The 15,996-nt window shown below is 62.6% G+C and carries 11 protein-coding genes; 8 read left to right on the forward strand and 3 right to left on the reverse strand.

The annotated features are described in order from the left end of the window. The first annotated feature begins 191 nt into the window (after positions 1 to 191). The 3 genes from H2O77_RS02150 (at position 192) to H2O77_RS02160 (ending at position 5,479) form a co-directional block, all read left to right on the forward strand. Positions 192 to 1,955 (forward strand): NADH-ubiquinone oxidoreductase-F iron-sulfur binding region domain-containing protein, encoded by a 1,764-nt coding sequence (locus H2O77_RS02150; RefSeq protein WP_215823808.1) that lies wholly within the window; start codon positions 192 to 194, stop codon positions 1,953 to 1,955. After that, positions 1,952 to 4,978 carry a molybdopterin-dependent oxidoreductase gene (locus tag H2O77_RS02155; RefSeq protein WP_215823809.1) on the forward strand — a complete coding sequence of 1,009 codons (3,027 nt, stop codon included), beginning with the start codon at positions 1,952 to 1,954 and terminating at the stop codon, positions 4,976 to 4,978. Before H2O77_RS02150 ends, H2O77_RS02155 begins: the two co-directional genes overlap by 4 nt. 261 nt (positions 4,979 to 5,239) lie before the next feature. Then, positions 5,240 to 5,479 carry a hypothetical protein gene (locus tag H2O77_RS02160; RefSeq protein WP_043333148.1) on the forward strand — a complete coding sequence of 80 codons (240 nt, stop codon included), beginning with the start codon at positions 5,240 to 5,242 and terminating at the stop codon, positions 5,477 to 5,479. A 127-nt stretch (positions 5,480 to 5,606) separates the two neighbouring features. Here H2O77_RS02160 and H2O77_RS02165 read toward each other — a convergent pair whose 3' ends face one another. Beyond that, positions 5,607 to 7,187 (reverse strand): BCCT family transporter, encoded by a 1,581-nt coding sequence (locus H2O77_RS02165; protein WP_043333147.1) that lies wholly within the window; start codon positions 7,185 to 7,187, stop codon positions 5,607 to 5,609. Positions 7,188 to 7,419: 232 nt separating this feature from the next. Beyond that, positions 7,420 to 8,049, reverse strand: a complete 630-nt coding sequence (locus tag H2O77_RS02170) for a flavin reductase family protein (protein WP_052384477.1) — start codon at positions 8,047 to 8,049, stop codon at positions 7,420 to 7,422. 1,493 nt (positions 8,050 to 9,542) lie between these two features. Here H2O77_RS02170 and cyoA point away from each other — a divergent pair. From cyoA to cyoE, 5 genes are read left to right on the forward strand one after another with little or no spacing between them, the layout of a single operon-like run. Further along, positions 9,543 to 10,511 (forward strand): ubiquinol oxidase subunit II, encoded by a 969-nt coding sequence (gene cyoA / locus H2O77_RS02175; RefSeq protein WP_084589337.1) that lies wholly within the window; start codon positions 9,543 to 9,545, stop codon positions 10,509 to 10,511. A gap of 3 nt (positions 10,512 to 10,514) precedes the next feature. Continuing rightward, positions 10,515 to 12,524 (forward strand): cytochrome o ubiquinol oxidase subunit I, encoded by a 2,010-nt coding sequence (gene cyoB, locus H2O77_RS02180; protein ID WP_052384476.1) that lies wholly within the window; start codon positions 10,515 to 10,517, stop codon positions 12,522 to 12,524. Positions 12,525 to 12,526: 2 nt separating this feature from the next. After that, complete coding sequence (gene cyoC / locus H2O77_RS02185) at positions 12,527 to 13,153, forward strand: cytochrome o ubiquinol oxidase subunit III (RefSeq protein ID WP_043333145.1); 627 nt, start codon at positions 12,527 to 12,529, stop codon at positions 13,151 to 13,153. Continuing rightward, positions 13,150 to 13,479: a cytochrome o ubiquinol oxidase subunit IV gene (gene cyoD / locus H2O77_RS02190; protein WP_043333144.1), complete on the forward strand. Its 330-nt coding sequence runs from the start codon at positions 13,150 to 13,152 to the stop codon at positions 13,477 to 13,479. Before cyoC ends, cyoD begins: the two co-directional genes overlap by 4 nt. A gap of 13 nt (positions 13,480 to 13,492) precedes the next feature. After that, positions 13,493 to 14,347 (forward strand): heme o synthase, encoded by an 855-nt coding sequence (cyoE, locus tag H2O77_RS02195; RefSeq protein ID WP_043333143.1) that lies wholly within the window; start codon positions 13,493 to 13,495, stop codon positions 14,345 to 14,347. 147 nt (positions 14,348 to 14,494) lie between these two features. Here the strand turns inward: cyoE and H2O77_RS02200 are convergent, their stop codons facing one another. Continuing rightward, on the reverse strand, positions 14,495 to 15,778 hold the full coding sequence (locus H2O77_RS02200) for an aromatic ring-hydroxylating dioxygenase subunit alpha (RefSeq protein ID WP_043333142.1): 1,284 nt from the start codon (positions 15,776 to 15,778) through the stop codon (positions 14,495 to 14,497). Positions 15,779 to 15,996 lie beyond the last annotated feature (218 nt).

Below are 15,996 nucleotides of genomic sequence, written 5' to 3' on the forward strand. Positions count from 1 at the left end.
TGACACAGGGGGCGATTCAGCGCTCAGAGCGGTTGTCGCAGGTGTGCCCGCTTTGTAGATTGCGATCTACAGTGAAGGAAAGTGGTGCGTACTCCCTGACCGCGCACCACTTTCGCGCCCGAGACTTCACTCCTCGCGCGAGACGCCAGTACTTGCCTGCTCCTGCCCAATAACAACACCGTGGTGCCGCCATGACGCCTGAGACCCTGACCGAGCCGACACCTGTCGCTCGCCGCCGTTCGCGCAGCCAGTTGCGCGGCCGTCCGCTGGATGCCGAGGCCTGGGCCGAGGTACAGCGCCTGCTGGGCGATGCCCCGGCGCAGCGTGACCTTCTGCTCGAATATCTGCACGTGCTCAATGATGAGGTCGGCTACCTGACGCTGGCCCATCTGCGCGCGCTGGCCGAGTGGATGCGCCTGCCGATGGCCGAGGTCTACGAGACGGCCACCTTCTATGCCCATTTCACCGTGGTTCGCGATGGCGAGACGCCGCCCGCGGCACTGACCGTGCGCGTCTGTGATTCGCTGTCCTGTCAGCTGGCCGGCTCCGAAGCCTTGCGTGCCGGCCTCGCCTCGGGGCTGGACCCCGAACAGGTGCGCGTGCTGCGTGCGCCCTGCATGGGGCGCTGCGACAGTGCGCCGGTGGCGGAGATCGGGCATTACCATCTCGGCCACGCCAGCGTGGAAGGCGTCACGGCGGCGATTGCCGAAGGCCATGTGCATGCCGCGCCGGCTGCGAGTCTCGACTATCCGCGGCTGGCGGAATATCGCGCCAGTGGCGGCTATGGGCTGCTCGCCGCGTTGGATGACGGTGAGGTCAGCATCGAGGACCTGGCGCAGATGATCGAACGGGCCGGACTGCGTGGCCTCGGCGGGGCGGGTTTCCCGACGTTTCGCAAGTGGGGCTTCGTGCGCGCCGAGGCGGGGCCGCGCTATTGCGTGATCAACGCCGATGAAGGCGAACCCGGCACCTTCAAGGACCGCTGCTATCTGGAGCGTGAGCCGCACACCTTCCTCGAGGGCGCGCTGGCCAGTGCGCATGCCATCGAGGCCGAGGCGCTCTACCTCTATCTGCGCGACGAGTACCCGACCCTGAATGAGGTGCTGCGCGAGTGCATCGCGGAGCTGGAAGCCGCAGGCCTCGTCGCGCCGGGCTACATCCAGCTGCGGCGTGGCGCCGGCGCCTATATCTGTGGCGAGGAATCGGCGCTGATCGAGTCGCTGGAAGGCAAGCCCGGCAAGCCGCGTCAGCGGCCGCCCTTCGTGGCCCAGCGCGGGCTGTTCGGTCGCCCGACCCTGGTCAACAACGTCGAGACGGTCTATTGGATCGCGCGGCTCCATCGCGAAGGCCATGACCACTACGTCGCGGCCGGGCGTCAGGGACGTCAGGGGCTGCGCAGCTTCTCGCTCTCCGGGCGCGTCAGACGCCCGGGCATGTATCTGGCGCCGGCCGGCATCACGCTCAGCGAGCTGGTCGAGGAATACGGCGGCGGCATGGCCGACGGCCATCGTCTGCGCGCCTATCTGCCCGGCGGGGCCTCCGGCGGCATTCTGCCGGCCAGCAAGGCGGACCTGCCGCTGGACTTTGACACCCTGCAGGCCCACGGCTGCTTCATCGGCTCGGCCGCGGTGGTGGTGCTGTCGGATAAGGACGACCTGGCGGCGGTGGCACGCAATCTGATGAGCTTCTTCATGGACGAGTCCTGCGGCCAGTGCACGCCGTGTCGTGTCGGCACGCGTCAGATGCTGGCGGCGCTCAGCGGCGATGAGTGGGATGAGACGCTGCTGACGCGCTTGTCGCAGGTGATGATGGACGCCTCGATCTGCGGGCTTGGCCAGGCCGCGCCCAATCCGGTGCTCGGCCTGCTCAAGGACTTCCGGGAGACCCTCGCCAGCAGCGGGGTGCGCTTGATCGCCACGAGCCACGCGGCTGACACCACGGGAGGTGAGGCATGAATGCGCTGACAGGGTTGGGCAACTCATCCTCGGATGATCAGCCGCTGCGCGAGGATGGCTTCACCATCACGCTGGATGGTGCCGAGGTCACGGCCTATCCCGGCGAGACGCTATGGAAGATCGCCAAGCGTGCCGGCGAGACGATTCCCCACCTCTGCTACAGCGAAGCGCCGGATTATCGCGGCGATGGCAACTGTCGCGCCTGCATGGTCGAGATCGACGGCGAGCGCACCCTTGCTGCCAGCTGCATCCGCGAGGCGCGGGCGGGCATGGTGGTGCGCAGTGCCAGTTCACGGCGCGCCGGCGAGGCGCGCGCGATGGTGGTGGAGCTGCTCGCCGCCGACATGCCCGCCGAGGCGCACAACCCCGATGTCAGCAGCCACTTCATGGCGATGGCCGAGCTGCTGGCGGTGGATGTCGGGCACGCGCGCGAGACCCTGGGCGGCGCCCGCGAGACGGTCCGCGAGTGGCTGGGTGACAGCGTGGAGGAGTGGTTGCCGACGCAGGCCAGCGCTCTCGATCACTCCCATACCGCGATGGCGGTCAATCATGACGCCTGCATCAGTTGCGGCCTGTGCGTGCGCGCCTGTCGCGAGGTGCAGGTCAATGACGTGATCGGGCTGGCGGGGCGCGGCAGCAATACGCGCATCGTGTTCGATCTCGAGGACCCGATGGGCGACAGCACCTGCGTCGCCTGCGGCGAGTGCGTGCAGGCCTGCCCGACCGGCGCCCTGATGCCCGCCGCCCAGGTGGATGAGCAGGGCTTCGGCGACAGCGCCGCCGTCGATGAGCGCGTCGCCTCCATCTGCCCGTACTGCGGCGTGGGCTGTCAGCTGGAGTATCAGGTCAGCCGTGGCAGCGGCGAGGCGTTGAGTGTCGAGGGGCAGCCGGTCGCGACCCTGGCGGATGCCCAGCAGGGCATGGCGGACGGCGGCTCCCTCAAGACTGACAAGCGCCGGCAGCGTGTCGCGGATACGCGGCTGGACAACATCATCGCGGTCAGTGGGCGCGATGGGCCATCCAACCATGGGCGGCTGTGCGTGAAGGGGCGCTTCGGCTTCGATTATCCGCGCCATCCGGAGCGTCTGATCCGCCCCCTGATCCGCCGTGACGGCGTGGCCAAGGGGCTGGATGCGAACTTTGACCCCGCCCATCCGCTGACCCACTTCCGTGAGGCCAGCTGGGACGAGGCCCTCGAGGTCGCGGCCGAGGGGCTCATGCGCCTCAAGCGCGCGCACGGCCCCGACAGCCTGGCGGGCTTCGGCAGCGCCAAGTGCACCAACGAGGAGGCGTGGCTGTTCCAGAAGCTGGTGCGCACCGGTTTCGGCTCCAACCATGTCGATCACTGCACGCGGCTGTGTCATGCAAGTTCGGTGGCGGCGCTGATGGAAGGCGTCGGCTCGGGCGGCGTGAGTGCCTCCTTCATGCAGGCCGAGCAGTCCGATCTCATCGTGCTGACCGGCTGCAATCCGGGCGTCAATCATCCGGTGGCGGCGACCTTCTTCAAGCGCGCCGCCAAGCGTGGCACGCGCATCGTGGTGATCGACCCGCGTGCGCTGGCGCTGCGTCGTCAGGCGCATCGCTCGATCCAGTTCACGCCGGGGGCGGACGTGGCGCTGTTCAATGCCATGCTCAACGTCATCATCAGCGAGGGGCTGGCCAATCAGGCCTATATCGAGGCACACACCGAGGACTTCGCCGCGCTGGCGGAGCATGTCGCGGCGCTGACGCCGGAGGCGATGTCGCCGCTGTGTGGCGTGGCGGCAGAAGAGATTCGCGCCGTGGCCCGCGAGTACGCGACCGCCAGGCGCGCGATGATCTTCTGGGGCATGGGCATCTCGCAGCACACCCACGGCACCGACAACGCGCGTTGCCTGATCGCGCTGGCACTGGTGTGTGGTCATGTCGGGCGTGAAGGCACCGGCCTGCACCCGCTGCGCGGGCAGAACAACGTTCAGGGCGCCTCGGATGCCGGGATGATTCCGATGGTGTTCCCCGACTATCAGCCGGTGGGTGACACGGCGGCGCGCGAGCGTCTGGAAGCGCTGTGGCAGACCCCGCTCTCGGCGACGCCGGGCCTGACGGTGGTGGAGATCATGCACGCCATCCACGCCGATCAGATCCGCGGCATGTACATTCTCGGCGAGAATCCGGCGATGTCGGACCCGGATCTCGAGCATGCGCGCAGCGCGCTGGCGCATCTGGAGCACCTGGTGGTGCAGGACATCTTCGTCACCGAGACGGCACAGTTCGCCGATGTGGTGCTGCCCTCGTACGCCTGGCCGGAGAAGGACGGCAGCGTCACCAATACCAACCGCCAGGTGCAGCGTGGGCGGGCGGCACTGCGTGCCCCGGGCGAGGCCAAGCCGGACTGGTGGATCACCCAGCAGCTGGCGTGGCGCATGGGGCTTGACTGGGATTACGCCGGGCCGGAGGAGATCTACGCCGAGATGCAAAAGGGCATGGATTCCCTCGACAACATCGACTGGGCGCGGTTGTCCGAGGAGAACTCGGTGACCTATCCGTGCCTGACGCCGGGAGGCGAGGGCGAGGATGTGGTGTTCGGCGAGGGCTTCCCGCGCCCCAGCGGCCGTGCCCGCTTCGTGCCGACCTGGCCCACGCCGCCGGATGAGACGTTGGATGACGACTATCCGACGGTGTTGACCACCGGCCGTCAGCTGGAGCATTGGCATACCGGCTCGATGACGCGCCGCGCGGCGGTGCTCGACAATCTCGAGCCGGCCGCTGTGGCCACGCTCAATCCGGTGGAGCTGGAGCGCCTGGGCATCACGCCGGGCGAGCCGCTCTCGATCACCACGCGACGTGGCCAGATCACCCTCGCTACCCGCGCCGATCCGCTGACGCCGGCCGGCATGGTCTTCGTGCCATTCTGCTACGCCGAAGCCGCCGCCAACCTGTTGACCAATCCGGCGCTCGATCCGGTGGGCAAGATTCCCGAGTTCAAGTACGCCGCCTGCCGTCTGGCCAGAGCCGAACCCGCCTCGGCGGGTGTGGAGAGCTGAAGCAGACATGTGAGGCGGACATGGCAAGCGGGCTGGACCGAGCGGATAGATCGAGGCAATAGACCGCAACCGAGCCAGACGCGCCTGACGCAAATGCCTACGCCAGTGGCGTGGGCAGGCACGCAGAGGGCGCCCCGGTCTGACCAGAATGTCGGAGACAGCCCGTCGTGCATTTCGGCTATCCTCAGAAAGGCTATGCTCAGAACAGAGTGGGTCAATACCAATGACAATGCCCGCCGTCAGCGAGCAAGGAGAATGACGATGATGATCGTGGAGCTGATTGATCACGAAGACTTTCGTGAGCGGCTGGTGGCGCTGGGCGTGCAGATTTCCGAGCATGCCTGCGCGGATACCTGCGCGCGCATGGCACTCAGAAAGCATGCCGAGGTGGGCGTGCCGGGCCTGCAGGAACTGGTGCGCGAGCTGGTGATGCACTCCGATATCCTGCTGCCGTCGGTGCGCCAGGCGCTGGACAAGTATCTGCTGCCGGGACTGCGCTAGGCGCGGCACTCCTGAAAGATTGCGCGCCGCGCGCTGACACTGATTGCCAGATGAACAAAAGGGCCTGTCGACTGACAGGCCCTTTTGCGTGGGTGCTCACTCGCCTCTTTTCACTGCGCGCAGTGGCTCAGGTCGCTGCGTTGGCGCGATCGTATTCGCGCTTCTCCCAGCGCAGACCGCGGAACAGCGAGAAGCACATCACCAGCAGCACCACCGTGAAGGGCAGTCCCGTGGAGATGGCGCCCGCCTGCAGCGCACTCAGTGCGGTGCTGCCGCCGCCATACAGCAGGGCACAGGCGATCAGGCCGCCGGCCGCTGCCCAGAAGATGCGCTGGCGCGTCGGAGCATCCTGCTTGCCACCGGCGGTGATGGAATCGATCACCAGCGAGCCGGAGTCGGAGGAGGTCACAAAGAACACCAGCACCAGCACGATGGCGACGCAGGAGGTGATGGAGGACAGCGGCAGGCTGTCGAACATCTGGAACATGGCCATCGAGGGAGTGTCGATGCCCTGGGCCAGCTCGCTGCCGGCGGCTCGTGCCTCTTCCAGTGCGGTGCCGCCGAAGACGGTCATCCACACGATGGTGACCAGGGTCGGTACCACCAGCACGGCGGTGACGAATTCGCGCACGCTGCGTCCGCGCGAGATACGCGCGATGAACATGCCGACGAACGGCGACCAGGAAATCCACCAGGCCCAGTAGAAGATGGTCCAGCTATGGAACCAGCCTTCGTCGGGGCGATCGATCCAGTTGGAGAGCGGCAGCAGATATTCCAGATAGCCGACGCTGGTGGTGCCGAGTCCGGTGATGATGTCCATGGTCGGGCCGACGATGAACAGGAACACCACCAGCAGCGCGGCCAGCATCATGTTGAGATTGGAGAGGCGTTTGACGCCGCCATCCAGGCCGCGACTCACCGAGTAGATGGCCGCGAGCGTGACCGCCACGATCACGCCGATCTGACTGACCAGCCCATCGCCGATGCCGAACAGATGGTCCAGCCCCGAGGCCGCCTGTGCCGCGCCCAGCCCCAGAGAGGTGGCAAGGCCGAACAGGGTGGCGAGCACCGCGACGATATCGATGATATGGCCGCTCCAGCCCCATACACGTTCACCCAGCAAGGGGTAGAACACCGAGCGCAGCGTCAGCGGCAGGCCCTTGTTGTAGGCGAAGAAGGCCAGCGACAGGCCGATCACGGCATACATGGCCCACGGGTGAAGCCCATAGTGGAAGACGGTGGCCGAGAGTGCCGCCGTTGCGCCTTCCGGCGTACGCGGTGGTGCGTTCAGTGGCGTGCCGGACCAGTCGGTGTAGTACGCCACTGGCTCGGCGACCCCCCAGAACATCAGGCCGGTGCCCATGCCGGCCGCGAACAGCATCGCGAACCAGGCCATCCGGCTGAATTCCGGCTTGGCGTCGCGTCCGCCCAGACGCAGGCGGCTGACCGGGTGCAGGACCAGCAGTAGGCAGAACAGGATGAAGAAGTTGCTGGAGAGCATGAACAGCCAATCACCATGGGTGATGGACCATGCCTTGGCGCCGCCCAGTGCCGACTCGGCCGACTCGGGCATCAGCAGCGTGAACAGGATGAAGCCTACGATCAGCAGCGCACTGATGGTGAAGACCGGCTTGTGGACATCCAGCCCGAGTCGCTGAACATTGTCCTGACCGATCTGGTAATCCGTCACATACGGATTCGATGACATGGAGTTACCTCGTATGTTTTCTTTCGATAGCCGCTCCTGTGGGCATCTCGAGTCAGAATGAGGGACCTTGTCCCGCCTGGTGGAAGCGTTCAGACCTTGGTCTGAAGCCTTGTGCAACATGCGCCTTTCTGCCAGTTGCAGGTGGTGGCGTCAAACCTTGAGCCATCCTTGTCGTGCGCTGAAAGGCATTGATTGTATTAAGGTTTATGGATTTCCTATCCGTGCCGGAAAGTCATTCGGGGCGCTGTAAACTGAACAGGCTATCCGTGCGTGCATAGTCACTGCCGGCCATGCGCCCGATGGCACGCAGCACCTCATTGTCGACATGCCGCCCATCCCAGACCGCTGCGTCGGCATGCATCACCACCACCTCGGCCAGCACCAGTGAACCGGCCAGCGGCTGATCACCGAACGAGATGATGTCGCGCAGTCGACAGCCGAAGGCGATCGGGGCGCCCTCCACGCGCGGGACCGCAAGCGGCGGCATGGCCACCTTGTTCAGGCCCGCGTGGGTGAACTCATCCTCGTCGGCGGCGAGACTGGCGCTGGTGAGATTGAGCGCCTCGCTCATCGCCTCGCCACCGATGTGAATGACGCATTCCGCGACCTGCCCGAGGTTGTTGAGGGTGTCCTTGGTCTTGCCTTCGCCATTGCGCAGCGGGCTGAAGGCGAGCACCGGCGGATTGATGCTGGCGATGGTGAAGAACGAGAAGGGCGCGAGGTTGGTGTTGCCTGCCGCATCGATGGTCGAGACCCAGGCGATCGGCCGGGGCGCGATGCTGCCCGAGAACAGGCGATAGAGGATGCCTGCGGGAAGCTGGTCGGCGGCGATGAGGGAATGCGTGGTCGAGGAGGCAGTCATGGTAGGGCTCTCGTTGCAGGGCTGTTGTTGTAGAGCTGTCATTGCAGAGCTGTAGCTGTAGAGCTGTCATCGCAGAGCTGTCATCGCAAAGCGGGCGTTTCAGGGCATGGCTCTCGACCCGCTCAGGCAGCATGTCGCACGGCCCTGACATTGGAGAGAGTGTGAGCCCGCCAGGCCCAGAGCCCGATAAGCCAAGAGACCCGGCAAGCCAAGAGACCCGGCAAGCCAAGAGACCGCTAGACCGAGAGCTCGAGAATCTGGCCGTCGCGGCGAGTGGCGGCCGCGAATCATCGCTGATGGGGAACGCGAATCGCGCCTGACCTCAGGCCGATGGTGCTGGTGAAGAGAGACCTGTGTGGCCGCTGGGCGTGGAAAAGGCCCCGGGAAATTCTCCCAGATCATTGTCCCTATTTTTGGTGTGGTCAATTGTCGCAGGTCTTGACCTTTTTCGAGGATGTTGTTCCTGACGCCGCGGTCGAGTTCATTCCTTGTCTGACTCAAGTCACACAATGGGGGCGGGAAACCGGATTTTTGTGCAAAATTGGTAACCAGAGAGTTTCTGAGGTGTGTTTATTTGTGTATTTTTTATGATGGAAGGCTGGGCGTCATCTGGCAGAAAGGTGGTGAGTCCGCGTAAATGAATGACGGAAAATGACACTCATCAGGCCATTTGGTTCGGCATTGATCATGAGAATGGCATGCCAAGGTTGCGAAAAAGTGTCCCCTGTTGATCGGGAATGCCAGCATCATGTGAGACGCATCATGGTGCATTTACCTGTCAGGTAATGATCGATAATGATGCATGTTTTCTCGTCAATGAACGCCGGCCTCATACAAGTATCATGTCGGGAAAATGCCTCTCTCGCCCGGGTTGGGGGAGTACTTCAGCAACTTTTGAAAGGCTTATCGGTACAATTTTTGGCATTTAATTTCAATTGGTGGCTGTTTATTGGGGTTTTGTTGCGCAGTATCGTGTGGCGGTAGTGGTTGCTTCGACGCCACCTGGTGCGCCGATGGCGAGGACATCTGTGGGGATGCACTGAATTGTGACGCGACAAGGTCGTGATTCTCACGGGCATCATCAAGCAGGGCAGGGGGGCTGGCATCGCGGAGAAGGCCGGTGAATGACGAGCTGTCTGGCCCTGCAAGGCATGCACTGTCGCGACATCATTGCCGTGAGTGTCGGCTTCCCCCTCCGATCCCGCTGCTTTAACCTCCCTCGAGCGTGAGAGAACTCATGCCGCTCAAGGCATGATTGGCGCGCACCGGATGGCCGAAGTCATCCGCATGTGGCCCCTGGTGCGTCATCCTGCCCCGTAGTCAGCCCCCCTGTCTTTTCTCTATCCTGTGCCCGCCTGCGGGAAATCTTCTGATTTCGTTCGAAAGATCGACGGCTTCCTGTTGGTCATTTCTTCGAACGCTGTGTTCCACATGTGGGCTCGTCATGACGCCATGGCGTGTTCCAACGAGGTCGTGAGATGAGAAAAAGCCTAATGCGGGGGGCTCTGCGGGGACTCCCTATCCTCGCGGGATTATTGATGCTGTCCGGCTGTGACGCCGTACTCTTCGATCCCAAGGGGCCTATCGGTGAATCCGAAAAGTCGCTGATCCTGACTGCTACCTACCTGATGCTCGTGGTTGTTATCCCGGTCATCTTCATGACGCTGTGGTTCGCCTGGCGCTATCGCGATACCAAGCAGAGCAAGGCGACCTACACGCCCAACTGGGCGCATTCCACCAAGATCGAGATCGTGGTCTGGGGCATTCCGTGCCTGATCATCCTCGCTCTGGGCATCCTGACCTGGAAGAGCACGCACGAGCTGGACCCGCGTGCCGAGATCGTCGACGGCGGTGAGCCGATCGAGGTGCAGGTCGTGTCCATGGACTGGAAGTGGTTGTTCATCTATCCGGAGCAGGGCATCGCGACGGTCAATGAACTGGCCATGCCGGTGGATCGTCAGGTTCGCTTCCACATCACATCCGACACGGTGATGAACTCGTTCTTCGTCCCGCAGCTCGGTAGCCAGATCTATGCAATGGCGGGGATGGAAAACCGTCTGCACCTGATCGGCAGTGAAGTGGGTACCTACGACGGTATCTCTGCCAGCTATAGCGGCGCCGGCTTCGCCGACATGCACTTCAAGGCGCATGTCATGAGCGAAGGCGACTTCGACGCCTGGATCGAGAAGGCACGCGGCAGCAGCAAGGTGCTGGATGACGCTGGTCTTGCCGCTCTCAAGGAGCCGAGCGAGGACGTCGCCCCGACCTTCTATGGTCAGGTCAAGCCGAACCTGTATGAGCAGATCATGGCGCCCTACATGGACGGCATGGAGCTGGGCATGAGCGATGATCAGATGCGCCACATGAAGAAGGGTGGAATGCATCACGACAGCGCCGAAGACGGCATGTCCGATCATGACGCTTCTGGTCACGCTGAATCTGCGATGGCAACCGAGGAATAAGCAATGCTTGGAAAACTCACATTAGAGGCGATTCCGTATCACGAGCCGATCATCATGATCGTGCTTGCGGCGGTAATCCTCGGTGGTGCAGCCCTTGTCGGCTTCATCACGGTAAAGAAAAAGTGGGCCTACCTGTGGAATGAGTGGTTCACCTCTGTCGATCACAAGAAGATCGGCATGATGTACATCATCGTCGCGTTGGTGATGCTGATCCGTGGTTTCTCCGATGCGATCATGATGCGTTCCCAGCAGATGCTGGCGTCCAGTGGTGGTCAGGGCTATCTGCCCCCGGATCACTACGACCAGATCTTCACTGCCCACGGCGTGATCATGATCTTCTTCGTGGCGATGCCGCTGGTCATCGGTCTGATCAACGTTGTCGTGCCGCTGCAGATCGGCGCACGTGACGTGGCCTTCCCGTTCCTGAACTCGCTCAGCTTCTGGCTGTTCGTGGTCGGCGCGCTGCTGGTCAACATCTCTCTGGGTCTGGGTGAGTTCGCCAAGACTGGCTGGCTGGCCTATCCGCCGTTGTCGGGGGCCAATTACAGCCCCGGGGTCGGGGTGGATTACTGGATCTGGTCATTGCAGATCTCCGGTGTCGGTACCCTGCTGACAGGTGTCAACTTCATCGCCACCATCCTCAAGATGCGTGCGCCGGGCATGTCCCTGATGAAGATGCCGGTCTTCACCTGGACCGCACTGTGCGCCAACGTCCTGATCGTCGCGGCCTTCCCGATTCTGACCGCTACCATCGCGATGCTGACGCTCGATCGCTACCTCGACTTCCACTTCTTCACCAATGACCTTGGTGGAAACATGATGATGTACGTCAACCTCATCTGGGCCTGGGGCCATCCTGAGGTGTACATCCTGGTGCTGCCGGTCTTCGGTGTGTTCTCCGAAGTCATCGCCACCTTCTCCAAGAAGAAGCTGTTCGGTTACACCTCGCTGGTGTGGGCGACTCTCGTCATCACCGTCCTGTCGTTCATCGTCTGGCTGCACCACTACTTCACCATGGGTGCCGGCGCTGACGTGAACGCCTTCTTCGGTATCGCGACGATGATCATCTCGATCCCGACAGGTGTGAAGATCTTCAACTGGCTGTTCACCATGTACCGCGGTCGCGTCGAAATGACCTCTCCGGTACTGTGGACCCTGGGCTTCATCGTCACCTTCACCATCGGTGGCATGACCGGCGTTCTGCTGGCCGTTCCGGGCGCCAACTACGTACTGCACAACTCGCTGTTCCTGATCGCCCACTTCCACAACGTCATCATCGGCGGCGTGGTCTTCGGTGCGATGGCCGGTATCACCTACTGGTTCCCGAAAGCGACCGGCTTCATGCTGTGCGAGAAGTGGGGCAAGCGTTCCTTCTGGTTCTGGATCACTGGCTTCTACCTCGCCTTCATGCCGCTGTACATCCTCGGCTTCATGGGCATGACCCGTCGTCTGCAGCACGTCGACAACCCGCTGTGGGTGCCGTACCTGGTCGTCGCCTTCATCGGTGCTGTCCTGATCCTGATCGGTATCGCGTGCACCGTGATCCAGATCGCGGTCAGCATCAAGAACCGCAAGCAGCTGCAGGACACCACTGGCGATATCTGGGGCGGTCGTACCCTGGAGTGGAGCACCACTTCACCGGCACCGTTCTACAACTTCGCTCACGAGCCGCAGGTTTCCGAGCTCGACGAGTTCTGGGAAATGAAGGAACGTGGCATCGAGCAGGAGGCCAAGAAGCCTTATGCGCCGATCCACATGCCGCGCAACGCCGCTGCTGGCGTCATCATCTCCGCCTTCAGCCTGGTGTTCGGTTTCGCACTGATCTGGCACATCTGGTGGATGGCCGTGGTCGGGCTGGTCGGCATGATCGCTACCTTCATCGTGCGCTCCTTCAACTACGACATCGACTACTACGTGTCCGTCGAGGAAGTGGAGCGTGTCGAGCGTGAGGGTCGCGAGCGTCGCGCCCTGCCCAGCGCCCGCACACCTAACGACACAGTGGTTCAGGGGTAATCATGGCGAATAATGCAATGACATCTCACGATGGGGCGCATGACGCCCATGACGATCACGAGCATCACGATACCAACGGCCTGAAGGTCTTCGGTTTCTGGCTCTATCTGCTGAGCGACTGCATCCTGTTCGCGATGCTGTTCGCGGTCTACGTGGTACTGAGCCAGGCGTATGCCGGTGGCCCGACGGGCGCCGAGATCTTCGAGCTGAACTTCGTGCTGGTCGAGACCGCGCTGCTGCTGGCCTCGAGCTTCACCTACGGCCTGGCGATGCTGGGCATGAACCGCGGAGACAGCTCCGCGGTGATCAAGTGGCTGATGATCACCTTCGCCTGTGGCGCAGGCTTCATCGCGATGGAAATCTATGAGTTCTACCACCTGATCGTGAACGGCCAGGGTCCGGACAAGTCCGCGTTCCTGTCTGCCTTCTTCACCCTGGTCGGCACCCACGGTCTGCACGTGACCGTCGGTCTGATCTGGATGGCGCTGCTGATCTTCCAGGTCAAGAAGAAAGGTCTGACGGAAGTGCATCGCGGTCGTCTGATGATGCTCAGCCTGTTCTGGCACTTCCTGGACGTCATCTGGATCTGCGTCTTCACCGTCGTCTATCTCACAGGAGTGATGCTATGAGCCATTCCAACAACGACCACAACGACAATCACGGCAGCGTCAAGCAGTACGTGACCGGTCTGATTCTCTCCATCATCCTGACCATCATCCCGTTCGGGATGGTGATGATGATGGATGATCCGGGTGTCGGCGTGATCTGGGCCATCTACGGTTTCGCCATCGCTCAGGTCTTCGTGCAGCTGTACTTCTTCCTGCACCTGGACGGCTCCAAGGAGCAGAGCTGGAATGTCATGGCCATGCTGTTCACCGTGGTGATCGTGGCAATCGTCGTTGGTGGTTCCATATGGATCATGATCGAGCTGAATCAGAACATGATGCCCATCTGATAGCGTGAGCCTGATGATCAAGGACTACCTGCGTACCACCAAGCCGGGCATTATCTTCGGCAACCTGATCACCGTCAGCGGCGGCTTCTTTCTCGCTTCCGGTGGTGAGGTGGATTGGGCGCTGTTCATCGCCACCCTGGTCGGGGTGGCGTTGATCGTGGCCTCAGGCTGTGTGTTCAACAACTGCATCGATCGCGATATCGACCGCCACATGGCACGTACCCAGGGCCGTGCTCTGGTGCAGGGCGACATCTCGCTGAAGGGGGCCTTCGTCTTCGGCAGCGTGCTGGGCCTTGCAGGCTTCTGGCTTCTGGCCGCGATGACCAATCTCATGGCGATGATCGCCGTGGGGCTGGGCTTCGTGATCTATGTCGGGGCCTACAGCATGTGGCTCAAGCGTGGCTCGGTGTATGGCACCCTCATCGGCTCACTGTCCGGCGCTGCGCCGCCAGTGGTCGGCTACCTGGCCGTCACCGGTCAGGCGGACATGGGGGCGCTGCTGCTGTTGATCATCTTCAGCATGTGGCAGATGCCGCATTCCTATGCGATTGCCATGTTTCGTGTCGATGACTATCGGGCCGCCAATATTCCGGTACTCCCGGTAGCGCGAGGCATGGAGCATGCCAAGCGTGTAGTGACGGGGTACATTGCCGGCTTCATCCCGGTGTCGCTGTTGCTGACACTGTGGGGATATACCGGCATCTGGTATCTGGTAGTCGCGACCGTCACGGGTGGCTGGTGGCTGTATCTGGCCGCCTGGCGCCTCAAGGATCAGCCTGATGCCTCCTGGGCACGCAAGCTGTTCGGCTTCTCCATCATCATCGTCATGGCGCTCAGCCTGATGATGAGCCTGGACACGCAGCTGTAATCCAGCCGTAGTACCTCTCGGGTGACCCGCCATCGGCGTGTTGCCCGAGTGAAAGCCAAAAAAACCCGCCACCGGCTTGCCGGTGGCGGGTTTTTTCTTGCCTGTCTTTCAGAGTCTCAGGTTTCGAGGACTCAAGGACTCAAGCCCTCAGGCCAGCTGCAGATGCGGCTCCTGCTGTCCCTTGAGCGCTTCCTGCATGCGCTCGGCATACCAGTCGACGAAGTCGACGACACCGAACTCGAAGGTCGCCGAGTAGGGGCCGGGCTGATAGGCGCTGGAGTTGACGCCGCGCTGGTTCTCTTCCACCAGCTGACGGTCCTGATCATTGGTGGCGTCCCACACCTTGCGCAGCTTCGCCAGGTCGTAGTCGACACCTTCCACCGCGTCCTTGTGCACCAGCCATTTGGTGGTCACGCGGGTCTTGAGGGGGCCGATCGGGTCGACCTGGAAGACCACGGCATGATCGCCCATGAAGTGGTTCCAGGAGTTGGGCAGGTTGAGGATGCGCAGCGAGCCCATGTCGGGGCTTTGCAGGCGACCCAGCAGCTTCTTGCACGCCGGGGTGCCGTCCGTGGTCATCGAGACGGTGCCTTCCAGCAGCGGCGTGCGCGTCATGCGATTGCGGCGACCGAAGCGCACCAGTTGATAGGGCACCTTCTCGGCATCCCAGTCGGCCTGCTTCTTGGCGACCAGCGCCTTGTAGGCCTCGGTGGCACGCGGGTCATCGGTGTCATCGAATTCCTGCAGGGTGTTGAGCAGCTCCGGGTGGGAGCCATCGCAGTGATAGCACTCGCGATTGTTCTCGATCACCAGCTTCCAGTTGCCTTCCTCGATGATGGAGGAGCTGGCCGCGACCTTGACGTTCTCCATGTCGTAGGGCTTGAGGTAGAACTCCAGCGTCTTGAAGAACGGCTCGCAGTTCTCGGGCTGCTCGGCGAGGTTGATGAACAGCATGCCGCCGGCTGAGCGCACGTGGACGGGGTGCAGGCCGTATTCACTGGTATCGAAGGTGGTACCCATGTCGGAACCGGCGAACAGCAGGCGGCCATCCAGCTCATAGGTCCACTTGTGATAGCCGCACACCAGCTTGGCGACCTTGCCACGCTCGGTGCTGCACAGGCGGGACCCGCGATGGCGACAGACGTTATGGAAGGCATGGATGGCCCCGTTGTCACCGCGCACGATGATGATCGGACTGTTGCCTACATCCATGGTCATGAAGTTGCCCTTGAGCGGGATCTCGCTGCTGAGACCGGCAAACAGCCACTCGCGCTCGAAGATCTCCTTCATGTCGAGATCGAACAGGCGCTGATCATTGTAGAAGGGCTGGGGCAGGGTGTAGCCGGGACTGCGGGCCTCTAGAAGCCGCGCGGCGGCCTCGCGTACCGCCTGACGCTGCTGATCCTGAGCGTGTTCCAGTAAGTCGCTCATCGCGGTGTCCTCGCACGGTCGGTAGGCGCCGGGAGCAGGGTCGCCTTGGGTTGAGTGAGTGTGCTGATCATTGTTGTTGTGAAGCCGGGACAGAGGGAACGAGTGAACAGACCATTGCCGGGCAGCACCGCGGGGCTACATCGGGGCCCCATGAGGGAGTGCCAATGCATCGCGCGGTGCGTCATCCCGTCCTGGTCGGTTCGGGTGTCGAGGGCGGC

It is taken from the genome of Cobetia sp. 4B, from assembly GCF_018831605.1.
GTDB lineage: Bacteria > Pseudomonadota > Gammaproteobacteria > Pseudomonadales > Halomonadaceae > Cobetia > Cobetia amphilecti.

Bases quoted from the DNA above. Each gene is read 5' to 3' on its own strand.
- H2O77_RS02150 (WP_215823808.1), top strand. From the start codon at position 192: ATGACGCCTGAGACCCTGACCGAGCCGACACCTGTCGCTCGCCGCCGT.
- H2O77_RS02155 (WP_215823809.1), top strand. From the start codon at position 1,952: ATGAATGCGCTGACAGGGTTGGGCAACTCATCCTCGGATGATCAGCCG.
- H2O77_RS02160 (WP_043333148.1), top strand. From the start codon at position 5,240: ATGATGATCGTGGAGCTGATTGATCACGAAGACTTTCGTGAGCGGCTG.
- H2O77_RS02165 (WP_043333147.1), bottom strand. From the start codon at position 7,187: ATGTCATCGAATCCGTATGTGACGGATTACCAGATCGGTCAGGACAAT.
- H2O77_RS02170 (WP_052384477.1), bottom strand. From the start codon at position 8,049: ATGACTGCCTCCTCGACCACGCATTCCCTCATCGCCGCCGACCAGCTT.
- cyoA (WP_084589337.1), top strand. From the start codon at position 9,543: ATGCGGGGGGCTCTGCGGGGACTCCCTATCCTCGCGGGATTATTGATG.
- cyoB (WP_052384476.1), top strand. From the start codon at position 10,515: ATGCTTGGAAAACTCACATTAGAGGCGATTCCGTATCACGAGCCGATC.
- cyoC (WP_043333145.1), top strand. From the start codon at position 12,527: ATGGCGAATAATGCAATGACATCTCACGATGGGGCGCATGACGCCCAT.
- cyoD (WP_043333144.1), top strand. From the start codon at position 13,150: ATGAGCCATTCCAACAACGACCACAACGACAATCACGGCAGCGTCAAG.
- cyoE (WP_043333143.1), top strand. From the start codon at position 13,493: ATGATCAAGGACTACCTGCGTACCACCAAGCCGGGCATTATCTTCGGC.
- H2O77_RS02200 (WP_043333142.1), bottom strand. From the start codon at position 15,778: ATGAGCGACTTACTGGAACACGCTCAGGATCAGCAGCGTCAGGCGGTA.